The following is a 14481-nucleotide window of genomic DNA, read 5'->3' on the forward strand; positions in this document are numbered from 1 at the left end:
TCTTGAAAAGAGAATGATTCCAAAAGAACAAATCATCATTTTTGATGAGGCCCAACGAGCATGGGATACAAAAAAAGTCGATCAATCGCTTACTAAACGAAATCAAAAAGCCCAAAACTTAAGTGAACCGGATATTATAATGAATATTACAACAAACAATAAACCGTGGAGTGTAACAATTGGCTTAATTGGTGACGGACAGGAGATCTATTCTGGGGAAGAAGGCGGTCTCTCTCTGTGGAATACTGCGATCGCGGGAAAAACGTGACTGTTCACTCTAAACATTCTAATTCTTTATTTACAAATGCAGCACATTATAGAACACATTCTCAGCTACATTTAAACTCATCTTTCCGTGCTCATACAGCTTTAAAATACTATGAAATTATTAATACTTTATTGGATGCTAATTTTAAACAAACAAAACAGCTTATTCATCATCTACCGAAAGAACATTATCAACTTTTTATTACGCGTGATTTAGACAAAGCCAAACTCACTTTACATCAGCTTTATCAGGATGATACAAAAACAGTTGGTGTTGTCTGTGCTGGTGGCGCTGATCGTCAAAAAGAAGTCCCTGTTCTACCAAGAGATGAACGATATGAACACCCTAGTAAGATCGCCCAATACTTTAACTATCCCGAATCCCAATACTATTGTAAAGCGCTCAACTATAGTTCAACTGAATTCCAAACACAGGGACTTGAACTAGATATGACGCTCGTTCATTGGGATGATGATCTATATCTACAGAATGGAACTTGGAAGGGGCGGCACTATCAATGGGGTGTCGAAGATCCGTTCCAAATTAAACTCAATGCATATAGAGTTATTTTAACCAGAGGTCGAGATGGAACAATTATTTACATACCACCAAAAACCATTCTAGATGAAACTTGGAACTTATTAAAAAATGATTTGCATATTCCTGAATTGATGTTTTAAGGCTAATGATAAGAGACTCTATTCTACGCTCCTTTAGAATATCGTCTCTTATTTTTTATTTTACAGCAACCAGAGAATTGTTCTTACATGCCTTAGAACTTTTGCAAGAAGTTGTCTCTTCAAACAACTAATATTCTAGGAAATTGCAACTAAAGAAGTTGCTGTTTCTTTTATTCCTCTAAAAACTGAATCGCTTTGCGGTATTTTTCTAATCGTTTTAGGTCTTTATCCGTTATCCTAGCAAGTCGGGAGCGGTCAGAATTATGTTTTAAGTCTGCAAGTTTGACAGTACGGGCAAGAGAATTTTCTTTCACTTTGCTCAGATACTCAAAATAAGGCGTGTATTTCTCTTTTGTCAGTACTTGCACTGCTTCAACTATATTATGAGGTATACCAGCACTTAACAGATCATTAGCAGTTATCTCCGTATCTTCCAGAACATCATGCAAATAAGCAGTAGCTTTCTCTTCAGTCGTATTTACAAAGATAGCAACTGTCTCAAGGTGTTTGATATAGTCCATACCAGCTGTATCTACTTGTCCAGCATGGGCTTCTTAGCTATCTCATGAGCTATCTTTATAAAAGATGCCATCCTCTCTGTATATTTCTACAAAAAGTATAGCGTTTTTGATTATAGGGGGCACCATACATGCCCATCAACTTAAGGATGGATACAAAACAAAATTTTGTTCATTTGAACTGAAATCTCTCCAAATGGGGGGATTTATTAAAAATAAGCACGCAAAATAAACCCTAACGGGTTTCATTTTTTCACTATGCAGCTTTCTTTTGCTTGCTGCATCCACTATACTCATAGATAACACCCATAATATCAAAAACAGTCTTTTTTTCGTATCTACGTCCGTTTTGTTGTAGAAGGTGAAACAGGCGGGTTAGAAGCTTTGTTATCTCTTGGGTATTTTGTATGGATTGATAGAGGAGAAATAGATGGTCTTGAATCATTCCAATTGCTTTATATTCACTTAATTCTTTTTGCTTCTTCTGTAATAAAAGTTGACGCATTTTAAACATGGTAGAAGAACATAAGAAAATAGCGATCAGTTTTCCGTATAAATGGCACTCTATTCTTTCTTGTTTGACAGTGCGACAATGATCTATATCAAATAATGATTTCCACGTTTTAAAAACAATTTCTATCTGCCAGCGTAATGTATACAATTCATGTACTTGTTCCATCGGAACCCACTCCCAAGGTGCATTTGTCACATATACATTTAATCCCGCTACTAATTTACTTTTCTCTAAATAGATTCTGTGTTTTGACTTTTCTTTTTCTGCAATTTTCTCTAGGCGTTTTTGTAATTGTGCCGCTGTTAAACGATGAAAAACGAGACGTGAAAATAACTGCTGTTTATCTCCAATATAAGCTTGCTGATATTCTATCGTTTCCCCTGGTTGGAGTTAATTCAAAATCTGTATGACATTGATTTGTATGTATTCTGATTGTTTTTTAATGGAACCATTTTTAAAATATTCCGGATCTGGATTTTTTACATATACGTTTGTATTTAACTTTAACCGCGAAATATAATACGTACCTCGTTGATCCATTTGATCTAAATCCTCTAATGAAAAATATCCTAAATCACGAATACATAAATCGCCTGGCCGTAACGTATCTAAACATTCTGTTCCGAATGTTTTATCATTATTTTTTCCAGGTCCCACTTGAAAATTAAGAAATTGTCCACTATGCAAATCATATTCTAATTGAATTTTGATCCCAGCTGTTTGCGCACAGCCACCTGAACCAGGATATATATGTTCCAAAGTATGGGGTACTTGAAACATAGTGGCATCCATGATGCGAATACGTTTAAAATGCGCAAAAAGTTGGCTAGAAATGTGAGTTTGTTCACAGATTTTTTGTTGTAACAACAAAGAAAAGATATGTTTTAAAAATAACACTGATTTTTCGTTAAATCGTTTATTTAAGCCCTCCGGGCTAAGTACAGTATCTGTAACTGCGTGAAGTCTACTACATAATCGTACTAAAGGATCACTGGCCACCCTTTGACTAATCCAAATACAAATGGTAGCTAAATCTGATCCCGAAAATTTGCGTTTTCTCTTTACAAACTTCATCTCTCTTGCTAGTTCTTCCAAAAATTCGGGTGTGATATAGCGCTGTAATTCTTCCGCAAATGGTTGTAACTTCTCTTGAATCGAGAGATTCATAAAAAAACGTCACCCTTTCTCATTTATATTATGTAAGAAAGAATAACGTTTTTTTGTACTTGGGGGTAGTAAAAATCCTTCAGTTGATGGGCATGGGTGCCCCCGCATAGGTAATGCTAAATGAAGAAGCGTCATTAATACTTGACCTTGACCTTGTCCGTATCCTGTATCTACCATTGGATTCCATGATATTCAAATTTTTTTATCCACATGCGGACCATTTCGTGATTCGCTCCTAGTGATTTCGCGATGTCTTCTATACTTTCATTTCCATTTTAATAATGTATAACTGCATTCATTTTGTCTTCTGCAATAAATTTAGTCATAAAAAAACTGCACCTCCGATTGTTAGACACAGTCTAACAATCGGAGGCGCAGTTCACATTTATCAACCTGTTTATGTTTTTTTCAAACTTTGCAACAGAACCACCCTATTGATCATATATAAAATAAGAAAATTCGCATTATTTTCTCGCGGAAATAGGTGGAACCGTAATAACTATGTCATGATTTTTTAACTGTACGCGAAAAATATATACCGGTTGAGAAAAACCTTTTGTATCAGTGACGTGCTCCAAATTATACTCTGTAATGACTAATGTCTCACCTTCAAATTCTTCACCCGCTTCGAAAGTTCCCATAGGATAAATGTCTCCTTGTTTCAGCTTTTGAAATGCTTCTTTTGGAGAAATAATTTCGACGTCTCGCACTATTTCACCTTTAGAATCGTAAACAGGCATTTTTTTACCTTCATTACTTAACTCTAGTGATGTTTTTATAGTGACATGAGACATATCTGTTTTTCTGTAAGGATCAAATGGCATATTACCAAATTCCTTCATTTGATACGAAATAATTATTCCAAGTGCGACGAAGCTTACTGCAGTAGGTAAGATTAAATATTTGACTATTTGTGTGTGTGATTCCTTTTTTTTAATAAAAATAAGAATTATATTTAATATACAATACCCAAGCATCATTCCTATAGTATTATGAAGTAAATCGTCTAGTTCCGCACTTCCACGAAGTGTTATAAATTGAAGAGTTTCAATAAATAAAGATGTTGTAATTGAACTGATTAACATCCATTTTGCTTTTAAAAAAACTTCACTAAATAAAGGTAATAAAATCCCTAACGGCAACAGCATACCTATATTAACAATGATATGAAAAAAAGAATTAAATGAAAATTGATTCCATGCTTGTTGATACTGGCTTAGTACATCGAAATCAATTGTTCTTACAAAGATATTCCCAGCTGAACGACCAAATGTGGTAGCCATTATTAAAAGAGAATAATATCCTATTATTGATATAAATAATATAACTTGTCGTTTTGTAAATTTCTTTTCTAGTTCATTAATAAAATTCATTTTACACCTACTTTAAAAATTCCGCCTAATCCATTGATAAACCTTGCATATCCTGGTATTGCTTTTCTAACAACTTGGGATTCTTATATTTACTAAAGAAATAAGATTCCGCCATGTATTACACTTTTTTTTGAAACTTTGTTGTTCTTTTCTCCTTTCATCCTTACAAAGAGCAAAACCTCTCCTGACCATAATTTGTAGATTTATTTTTCTCCTACCTCTGTCTATTAACAATACTTGATTATAGCTCTGTAACCTTTTTTATTCATCTCGTGTTATTCTACGAATAGTTTAAGGTATAAGCACTTTTTATTTGATATTTAGTTCTGGTTCACTGAAAACATATATTCTTTGTATGTTTTTCGTGTGGATAGAATAAGCCCCATCATTAGCATGTTCGAAAATAAAGAGCTTCCGCCATATGATAAAAATGGAAGTGCAATACCTTTGACAGGCATTAATCCCACAATCATACCGATATTTTGAAAAAATTGTAACATTAGAACGCCTACAATTCCTGCGCATAGTAAGGTGCCGAATAAATTATTTGCGGAATTACCAATTATAAGTATTCGGGAAAGCAGTAAGAAGAATATGCATATTATAAAAGTGGCAACTATAAAACCGCCTTCTTCGGCAATTGTGGCAAAAATGAAATCAGTATGTTTTTCTGGAATATAAACATTTCCAGAACCGAAGCCTTTTCCTTCTATCCCTCCACTACCAACAGCTAAAATTGATTGTTGAGTTTGATATCCCTGATCTGTATGCTGAAATGGATCTAACCAGCCTAAAATTCGCGATTGTTGGTGAGGCTTTAATAAAGTAACTAACTTATTGAAGAAAATATCTGGATATTTTACGTATATAAATATTAAAGCAGACAATACAGTCATCGGAATTCCTGCACATAGTACGATTAACTTTTTTTGAATTCCTGACATAAATATAATACATGCAATGGCTGCTATATATAGGAACACCATTCCCGTATCGGGTTGACTATAAACAAATAACGCTGGTGGAATAGATATCAAAAATATTTTACCAATCAAAAGTAAATCAGTTTGAAATGTCCGTGCCATATACTGTGCATTATGTTTTACGACTAAACTTGCGACCAGAAGAAGTAAGGCAAGCTTAAAAAATTCAGCTGGTTGAGTAGCACCGATAATTGGAAATCTAAACCATCTTTTTGCACCTGATATTTCAGGTGTAAAACTTGATACTGGTAATATCTTTAAGATGATAATTGAGATGAACCCCACAATATAAATCGGCCAAGCTAATTTTTGTAATTGATCTAAATCGAGATTGGCAACAATTAATAATAAAACAAATCCGATGGCGTAATTTACCATTTGTTTCATAGCAAAATTTTGGTTACCATATTGCCCGGTTTGCTGACTACTGTATATTGCAACAATACTGGTGACACATAATATGAATAAAATGAATATTAGTTTCTTATCTAATTTTTTTAAAAAAACTATTTTTTCCACCATTTCAACCCCCTAGCCATTGTGGTATATACTTTTTATAGGAGCTATCCTGTTTTTTATGTGTACATTAACATTTATTAATATAATTTTACAATAATAAGGATACATTGAACATTCTCAAAATTATCCATACTGATTAGACTACTTTAAAAAGGTGTATGATTAGTTTGGTAAGGAAAGTTTATTTAAATAGAGACATTATCAACCTAATATTATTTTGTAGAATGTGAAATGGTACCTACGGTAAAACCTAAATTCTCGTAACTTGGTGGAGTGCTTTTTAAATCCTGCCTACTTTGCATGAGTCACTCCAAACTTATCAGAAACAGACATGTAGTCAGACTATTTTTAGAATACGGGTATCACTATGACCTGATTTAATAGATCTCTCACATGAATCTTAAAGTTCTTACATTAAAAATTTTCTGAAATATATTTTGAATTTTTTCGGAGAAGTTCTTCAATAAGTTTTGCTTTTTCATTCACCTTTGTTGCATATGTGAAATCACCATAACAATATGGATACCTAAAATTTTTTTTATTTCCACCACAAGTGTACATCTCTGGATTTTGATCAACTTTCATCTTAGAAAAATTTTTGGCCGAATCTTCCGAGTGTTGTTTAACTTCTTGACTAGCAATAAAATCAATATACCCTGGTCCCATATTATAGCTTTGAATAATTGTATCCATGCTAACATCTTTTTCCGTTCCATATTTGTACATTTGAGCAAAGTGTTTTACCCCTTGTTTAATGCTCGAGCTTGTCTCTTGAATTTCATTTGGCGTTAATCCAAGTGATTCAGAAGACTGCATAGGATCGTTACCCTCACCTCTACTCTCCTGGTACATAATTCCTAATAAAACTGCTGTTTTCTCTCCTAAATTATATTTTTCTAATTCTCTTTTCAAGGTGGGCTCATATTGCAATAAACGTTTTTCGGCAGCAATCACTTTATTTCTTTGAATATTGGTTTTATGCTTAACATAAAATATTCCAAGCATGGTTCCTAAACCTAAAATACTAATATAGAATAATATAATAAATCGTGTTTTAATCGTATCCTTCATATACTCCTCCTCGTATTAAAAATTCGTACCTTTTCGGACTCAAAATTATTTCTTTTAGGTGCAAAGTTTAATATAGAAATTTAAAGAAAAACAACCGCCTGAATTGGAGGATTTTTCAAAGGGGGTTATTCTTTGAATCGTTTCCGTACCCCTACAAATGTCACACTTTTTTTGAACTTTGCTGTTCTTTGTTTTGCCCAATTGATACATTTCTTTTCAATTAAATGATACGATAATATAGAACAAAGTATTGTCGTTGTAATACATAAGATAAGAAGGAAAAGGGTGGGTATCTTTGCATACAAAAGTTTAAAGAGTACCATAGTGATTGGAAAATGACATAAATAGATACTATATGAAATTTCCCCTAAATAAACAAATACACCCTTATTTAAAATAGCTTTTACCTTTAGGTTATTCATTGCCATAATGATTATTATACTAACACCAATTACGACACCCCAATCTTTTAATAAGAAAGTAGTATCATTACTAGAAAGCCCATAAATCATAATGGAATATAGATATAGAAAGACCCCTAATGCGATAAGAAGTTTTCTGTTTAAGTTTTTCATACTTCTATATAATTGAGTAAGTTCTTCCTGATGTTTAAAAAGTAGCATTCCTACCATAAACATAGATGTGAAATGCAGTGTATCGGCATAACCATTATAAAACCCCTCAGCTTTCCCAATATGCAACATATTAAGGAAAATACCAATTAAAGAAAAGCTCATAGCAAACAGTAGCGTTTTCTTCCAACTCTGTTTATAAAACAGAAGGAATAACAACGGAAACACAATAGATATACGCATTTCTTGAGCTAATGACCAGATAACCGGATTATAATTATCCGTAAAAAAGTTATTCAGAAGTACAAAGTGATTCATAATATCTAAGTTTGTTATTGGCCCTTGCCACTTATCATAGAACCAATCTCGTAGTCCCGTAACTTCATATGGTGAAAACAAAATAAATAAAGCAAAGGTGATGAATATCCAGAAATAATAAGGGATATAGATTCGTACAAATCGCTTAATTAAATATCCCCAATAATTTGTTTTTGAATGATAGAGTGCCATAGATAGCACAAAACCACTGAGTACATAAAAAACGATTACAGCTTCCCCACCAGCCCATAAAAACCTAAGCGGGGAAAATTTAATAGAATTAGGCAACGATGGTAGCATTAAACAAAAATGTCCAAATACAACTGTAATAGCCGCTAGTCCTCGTATTGAGTCTAATTCGTTTATTCTCTTACTCATAAAGTGTTCTCCTTGTATATTGTAGTTTTTGCTGTTAATAAAGGTCATTTCAACCCTTGATACTACAAAAAAAGTTGTGTATCTTTTAAAGAGAGTTTTCATATTCATGCATAAATTATACAAAGAAAATATAAAATTTATCTAAAGTTTTTTTTAAAGTTTATCTAAAGTTTTTTTAAAAATTCATCTAAAGTTTTTTAAAAATTTAGATATTTTTTTAGATGGTATTCCAATTTATTAAAATACATAAACATATTTATGTAATTTAAATGCTAAAGTCTGTGTTTGTTCACAGCGTTTTTGTTGTAACAATAAAGAAAAATATGTTGTAAAAATAAAACCGCCTTTGTATTTAAGCGTTTATTTAAGCCATCAAGGCTGAGTAAGGTATAAGTGGCTGCATGAAGTTTACTACATAATTGTACTAAGGGAGCATTTGCTACTCGTTGACTGATCCAAATACAAATCGTAGCTAAGTCTAAGGCAGAAAACTTACGTTTTCGCTTTATAAATCCGATTTCTCTTGCAAGTTCTGCTAAAAATACAGGTGTAATATATTGCTTTAATTCTTCAGAAAATAGTTGTAATTCATCTTTAATTGAAAGATTCATAAAAAAACGTCATCCTTTCTATTTAGCTTTTTAGAAAGAATAACGTTTTTTACAATTGGGGATAGTAAAGATTCTTAAGTTGATGGGCATGGGGGCACCATATCATTTTAAGCAAACTGTACGTTTGGACACCATTTGGACGCATTTCAGCCGGTTCCCTGTACGTTACGGAACCGGCTACTTAATTTACTACCTTCTTATGATTATGAAATTAACAAAGATAGAGTAGAAATCATGTATGAAATAAATGTAAGTAACACAAGCAAGAATATAAGCATGGTATTGGAAACACATCGTTCTATTCTTTTTTTCATTTGAACTTGCTTTATTTTTTTAATTTGGTAGGGTCAATTTGAAGTTGTGTTTTCCAAGACCCAGATACTTTTCCAATTCTGTTTATGTGTACATCTAACGTGAGCGGTTGTTTGAAAGAATCTTTTCCTTTAAGACCTTCGATAAATGTGATGACGCCTTCAGGTCTATCCTTAAAACGAATACCAATTTCCTTTAATGCTACACCTGATGCCTTTAGTTCGAATGGCCCATCATTTGCTCCGTCAATAAATGCTAATTGTCCGAAGTACCCATTTTTCTTATACTCTGGGTTTTTTTCTTGATGACCATTTACTTTGCCGTCATCTTCAAGTTCTAACCCTGTTGTATCAAATTCAAACGGTACTACATTTCCATCTTCTTTTTCAATTTTGTAATGAACGGATATACGTGCATCCGCTATATATAATTCTTTCAGATGTACTGTAACACCTTGATCTGTAATCTTTTCATCAATAGGAATAAATTGACCTTTTGTAACGTCTCTTCCTTCATCAATAATCGTATCATTTGAAATTGCATTGGAAAAATAAGAGGCAACATCTGTAGCTGCAACTCGAACTTGTGGAATCATGGCTGTTGCAAAGAGCCCTGCTACCGCTACTGCAGTATACATGAGACGTTTTGATTTTTTATTCATATTTGTAAACAATCCCTTCTTCGGTTCAGTTTTTTCATTGATATAAGAAACATTTTCTAATTTTGTGTGACTTTCAAATACTTTCCACGCTTGGTCAACATCAATCTCAATTTCTTTTGATGAATGTACTGTTGCTTCCTCTAACTTGACATTTTCCCATTGATTTAATTTGGTGATTTCGAGTAATAAATCTTGGCATGCGTTACAAGTATCTATGTGTTTTGTGAATTCTTTTCTTGTCCCATCAGATAATTCACCGTCTATATATGCTTGAATAAATCCCATATCATAACAATTCATTTATTACGCCTCCTCTAATTGTTGATAGATTTTACGAAACTTTTGCTTGGCTCGTACTAATAATGTTCCAATAGATGATATGTCGATTTGTAGAACCTCTCCAATTTCTTTATATTGAAAACCAGAAAATTTCATTAATAAAATGGTTCGATCTTTCTCATTCATTTCACTTAGCGCCATTTGCACTTGTGTAATTTCTTCTTTTCTAATCCAATCATCATCTAGGGATGAAATGTGCTGTACTTCATGATATTGTATGGTTTTATCTACTCTCGCCTGATGCCGTTTTTCGGATCTTAAATACTTATAAGCTACAAAAGTAGAAGATTTTATTAGCCATCCAGATAAGTTCTCAATCCCCTTCCAATTGTTGCGGTATAACTGTAAAAATACTTCTTGTGCCAATTCTTCAGCAATCGTCTGGTTTTTGACAATCCAAACAATCTGTTTCACAACGTACACATAGTTTTGTTTAAATAAATCTTCAAATGTCACATCTGAAACAGGCCTTTCTTCCCTTTTTATCTTAAACATGTCGGTTAAAACCTCACTCTCATTTGATGCCTGTATTATAAAGAACCCGGAATAGCGATTTTTGTGACAAAAATTTTTATTTTTTTATATGTACAAAAAAACATTCATCTTTCAATCAGATGAATGTAAAAATTAAAATCATTTTGGTTTCTTGGATTATTTGTGTAGTTTAAACCAAAAAACAAATTATAATAATCTAAGACCATTAAGAGACAAAAATTATATCAAAAAGTAATAAAGAAGTATCCAGTTCCTTAACGTACAGGGAACTGGTTCATTTGTGTCTAAACGTACAATTTCTTTTTTTGATATGGTGACCCCTTAAAGGGATTCAAATTCATTTTAATTTGAATTAGGCCCATTTCCCTTAAGAGTATTTACTATATTAATAAGAAAAATTAGTCCGAAGATAAGGAATAATAAAGGGTGTATCCATGTTCTAAAACTAACAAGAATTATAATGCAAAGAATACAACCTATAATATCAATGCTAAAAAATAACTTGCCCTTTATTGTTTTCAGTTATAACTATTACCTTCCAGAAGCCACTTTTAATTTATAATTCTCAATATAATAATAGCATATTTAGTTTTTAACTTTTTTCACATTTAATTAATTTAGTTGATTCTGGTGCAAGTAATACTGTTATTGTGTGCACCCGGGTAGCAAGATAGCAATAACCCCTGAAATTAAAAGTAAATCTGAATAGATTGAAGAATCCACTACAAAAAAGCTTACGAAGCAAAAATAAACAACATATAGATTTAAATTATATTTCTCAACAACCAAAATTAATTAACGTGGTAAAATAATAATTGGATTGGCACCCAATACCATATTACGATGGTTCCAGTCGCAGGAAGACACCTTTGGGTGTCTTTTCTTTTGCTTGAAACACATTCTGCCAAAATACCTGTATTTTTGTTGAATTACGACTCATATAATCCAACAAACTTCGTATATATAATTTGTTACCCTAAATGGGTTAACAATACGAACAGTTATAGGAGGATTTTGTGAATGGTAAAAACAGCATGTGTAAGTATGATTACTGGCATTCTTTTAATATGTTCAACAGGATGTGCCACTCAAACTGATTCCATTACAACTAAAACTCAATCAGTAGATGCTGGCACATATACAACAAAAGAGCTCACAGACACATTTCCTGTAGGAACACCCATAACTACTTACATTCGAAAAGAAGAAAAACTGAACGTAAAACATATCACCAGTATTACACTTACAGATGGTGGTGTCGGTAGAGTTTTGGAAGCAACAGACGGTTTTGTTGTCGTATGTGGGAATGAAAAAGGAATTTTTGATGTGTTAATATTTAAAACCATGGAAGATGTAAAGAAATATGAACAGAGATTAAAGCGATAATTCATATCCTTCTTATGCCTTTTACGCAGAAATTGTCCTCTATCTCTTTCTATGGCTTTTCCTATGTATAATTGCATCATGAGTAATCACACGTTATAATAGTCACCTAATTACATATGAAGAGGTGCAGAAAATGAATAAAACAGAATTAACAAAATTAGTAGCAGAAAAAGCTGAACTTACACAAAAAGATGCTGCTGCAGCAACACAAGCGTTATTAGATACAATAACAAATGCGTTAGCAAATGAAGAGAAAGTACAGATTCTTGGTTTTGGTACATTTGAAGTACGTGAAAGATCTGCACGTACAGGACGTAACCCACAAACAGGTGAAGAAATGCAAATCGCGGCTTCAAAAGCACCTGCTTTTAAGGCTGGAAAAGAATTAAAAGAAGCAGTGAAATAATTATACATATTGAAAGGTTCTGATATTCATATCAGAACCTTTCAATATCCTTTTAGTTCATAAAACAAAAAAGTATCATCCAATATATATTAGATGATACCTCCTTATATATAAACGGAGTATTTATTTATATACAGCTAGTTTTTTTAATAATTGTTCTTTTATAACCGGCCATTCGCTTGCAATAATACTATATACAACTGCATCCCTTACATGACCATTTGGCAGTTGTCTCTCGTTTCGCAATACACCTTCTTTTACAGCACCAAGCCTTTCAATTGCGCGCTGAGCTTTTTCATTTCTTTTCATTTCGTAAATCCGTTTTTATTTGCACACGTAAGATATGTAATTCTTCAAAAGCATATTGCAATAACATATACTTACACTCAGTATTTATACTTGTACGATGTACACTGGGGTGATACCACGTTTGCCCAAGTTCAACCGTTTTGTTATCATTTGAAATACTGTACAAACGTGTACTGCCTACAATTTCATGCGTTTTCTGATCTACAACAACAAATGGTAGATCCGTGTCCCCTTCAAAACCTTTTATTGCTACTTGAACATACTGCTCCATATCTTGATAGCTATCCATTTTAGCTATTAAATACGTCCATATTTCTTTATTCCCTTCCACAATGTTAAATAAGCTTTCGATATCATTTAGATGCATTAATCGTAACATGGCTCTATCATTTACTATTTCCATAAACTATTCCTCTTTTCAATAGATGCTCCAATAGTTGGCATTTCATAATCGTTTTTTCAAATAATTATGAAATTGGATATAAATTGAATGATTTGCTACAAACTTAAAATCATTAAACATTTTCTCGCCCTTCTTACTATAATTTTCATGTAATTGTATCTATATAAAAAGTTCACCAATTAAGGCGAACTTTTTATGTACTATTGCTGCGAGTTTCGTTCACATCATTCTGTCCGTTATTTGAAAAACAAAGAAGTTTTTCATGATATATAATATGTATCTCTAAGAATAATGTGCTTATACCCAATTTCTTTTTAGGTGTTAAATTTGTTCATTATTGTGTAATTTCTATATAACAAAGAAAAAGCACCCATTACGGATGCTATTCTTTAATTAATACCTTTCTTGGTGTACTTCCTTTATAGGGGTATCTTTGATTATTTCGTTTTTCCCTCGTAGCATCCAATGGACTTATGAGCCCCAGTTCCTTTAAAGTACCAAGTGATTCCTGTTTCTGGATCAGTAAAAGAGTTAGCGAAAATCCCATTTTCATTTATCATTGACATTCTATAGGGAGCATTACTAGTAAGCCTAGGACAACTAGTATGATATTCATACATGTCATAAGATGAAAACTGTGGTGAATCAAGTTTTTTATTAGTATGATCAACTGTAGATGTTGCAGCTGAGGCTCCCATACCCCCTGTTAATACAAAACCAGTTGCTAATGCTCCCACTACTAATTTCTTGAACATAAAAATTCCCCCTTTAATAGTTTTATAACTTACACATTAACCGTAATAAAAATTACATTATTGTAAATATTTATAATATATAGAAAATTTTATTTAATTATTGTGAATATTAGGAACTCATTTTCTCAATGCAAGAAAATAAATTCTAATATATATTTAGAATTTCTATTTCTCTCATAGCTACTGCACCCTTACATTTTTAAAATATGACTACGCGCCTAACGTCAGTGGCTATGAGAGAAGCAAAAATTCTCCCAGGAATTTTCAAATTTTATATCGGGATATTTCCGTACCCCTTTAAATTGACACCCTATTAGTAGGCACAGGTATCAACTTAAATGTACAAGGACATGAAAATGGATACTTTTTAGACAAGAAAGTAGAACCTTCATGATTGTCTTTTGTTACTTATGTAGAATTAAATTTTAGTTGAACTTCACATT

9 protein-coding genes and 5 pseudogenes are annotated in these 14481 nt (G+C 32.5%); 3 read left to right on the forward strand and 11 right to left on the reverse strand.

From position 1 onward, the window contains the following. Positions 1-948, forward strand: a pseudogene (locus ACUN28_RS27940) (DNA/RNA helicase domain-containing protein); the annotation flags it as partial. A 170-nt stretch (positions 949-1118) separates the two neighbouring features. Here ACUN28_RS27940 and ACUN28_RS27945 read toward each other — a convergent pair. From ACUN28_RS27945 to ACUN28_RS27985, 9 genes and pseudogenes are all read right to left on the reverse strand, one after another. Further along, positions 1119-1540: pseudogene (locus tag ACUN28_RS27945) on the reverse strand (GTP pyrophosphokinase). Positions 1541-1722: 182 nt separating this feature from the next. Beyond that, positions 1723-3147: pseudogene (locus ACUN28_RS27950) on the reverse strand (IS4 family transposase). Between the two features lie 464 nt (positions 3148-3611). Continuing rightward, complete coding sequence (locus tag ACUN28_RS27955) at positions 3612-4520, reverse strand: VanZ family protein (RefSeq protein ID WP_016135801.1); 909 nt, start codon at positions 4518-4520, stop codon at positions 3612-3614. A 320-nt stretch (positions 4521-4840) separates the two neighbouring features. Then, on the reverse strand, positions 4841-6025 hold the full coding sequence (locus tag ACUN28_RS27960; RefSeq protein ID WP_016089907.1) for an FtsW/RodA/SpoVE family cell cycle protein: 1185 nt from the start codon (positions 6023-6025) through the stop codon (positions 4841-4843). A 411-nt stretch (positions 6026-6436) separates the two neighbouring features. Further along, positions 6437-7093, reverse strand: coding sequence for a lysozyme family protein (locus tag ACUN28_RS27965; protein WP_016089906.1), 657 nt, complete (start codon positions 7091-7093; stop codon positions 6437-6439). Positions 7094-7218: 125 nt separating this feature from the next. Further along, on the reverse strand, positions 7219-8361 hold the full coding sequence (locus ACUN28_RS27970) for an acyltransferase family protein (RefSeq protein ID WP_098646129.1): 1143 nt from the start codon (positions 8359-8361) through the stop codon (positions 7219-7221). A gap of 282 nt (positions 8362-8643) precedes the next feature. Further along, positions 8644-8972 (reverse strand): annotated as a pseudogene (locus tag ACUN28_RS27975) (IS4 family transposase); the annotation flags it as partial. A 325-nt stretch (positions 8973-9297) separates the two neighbouring features. Next, positions 9298-10245, reverse strand: a complete 948-nt coding sequence (locus tag ACUN28_RS27980) for a DUF4179 domain-containing protein (protein ID WP_098646127.1) — start codon at positions 10243-10245, stop codon at positions 9298-9300. A 3-nt stretch (positions 10246-10248) separates the two neighbouring features. Next, entirely contained in the window at positions 10249-10779 is a 531-nt protein-coding gene (locus ACUN28_RS27985; RefSeq protein WP_098506070.1) for an RNA polymerase sigma factor SigX, read from the reverse strand. Between the two features lie 1020 nt (positions 10780-11799). Here ACUN28_RS27985 and ACUN28_RS27990 point away from each other — a divergent pair. Together ACUN28_RS27990 and ACUN28_RS27995 are read left to right on the forward strand one after the other, a co-directional pair. Further along, complete coding sequence (locus tag ACUN28_RS27990) at positions 11800-12165, forward strand: hypothetical protein (RefSeq protein WP_116329366.1); 366 nt, start codon at positions 11800-11802, stop codon at positions 12163-12165. Positions 12166-12298: 133 nt separating this feature from the next. Beyond that, positions 12299-12571, forward strand: a complete 273-nt coding sequence (locus ACUN28_RS27995; RefSeq protein WP_098324253.1) for an HU family DNA-binding protein — start codon at positions 12299-12301, stop codon at positions 12569-12571. Between the two features lie 123 nt (positions 12572-12694). On the opposite strand, the pseudogene ACUN28_RS28000 reads toward ACUN28_RS27995, so the two are convergent. Continuing rightward, positions 12695-13283 (reverse strand): annotated as a pseudogene (locus ACUN28_RS28000) (GNAT family N-acetyltransferase). A 437-nt stretch (positions 13284-13720) separates the two neighbouring features. After that, the gene (locus tag ACUN28_RS28005; protein ID WP_088123117.1) at positions 13721-14038 is read right to left on the reverse strand and encodes an LCI fold-containing protein; all 318 of its coding nucleotides are present in this window, start codon (positions 14036-14038) and stop codon (positions 13721-13723) included. Positions 14039-14481 lie beyond the last annotated feature (443 nt).

This window comes from Bacillus sp. WC2507 (genome assembly GCF_052656125.1).

Coding starts and splice junctions, on each gene's coding strand:
- ACUN28_RS27955 (WP_016135801.1), bottom strand. CDS start 4,520: ATGAATTTTATTAATGAACTAGAAAAGAAATTTACAAAACGACAAGTT.
- ACUN28_RS27960 (WP_016089907.1), bottom strand. CDS start 6,025: ATGGTGGAAAAAATAGTTTTTTTAAAAAAATTAGATAAGAAACTAATA.
- ACUN28_RS27965 (WP_016089906.1), bottom strand. CDS start 7,093: ATGAAGGATACGATTAAAACACGATTTATTATATTATTCTATATTAGT.
- ACUN28_RS27970 (WP_098646129.1), bottom strand. CDS start 8,361: ATGAGTAAGAGAATAAACGAATTAGACTCAATACGAGGACTAGCGGCT.
- ACUN28_RS27980 (WP_098646127.1), bottom strand. CDS start 10,245: ATGAATTGTTATGATATGGGATTTATTCAAGCATATATAGACGGTGAA.
- ACUN28_RS27985 (WP_098506070.1), bottom strand. CDS start 10,779: ATGTTTAAGATAAAAAGGGAAGAAAGGCCTGTTTCAGATGTGACATTT.
- ACUN28_RS27990 (WP_116329366.1), top strand. CDS start 11,800: ATGGTAAAAACAGCATGTGTAAGTATGATTACTGGCATTCTTTTAATA.
- ACUN28_RS27995 (WP_098324253.1), top strand. CDS start 12,299: ATGAATAAAACAGAATTAACAAAATTAGTAGCAGAAAAAGCTGAACTT.
- ACUN28_RS28005 (WP_088123117.1), bottom strand. CDS start 14,038: ATGTTCAAGAAATTAGTAGTGGGAGCATTAGCAACTGGTTTTGTATTA.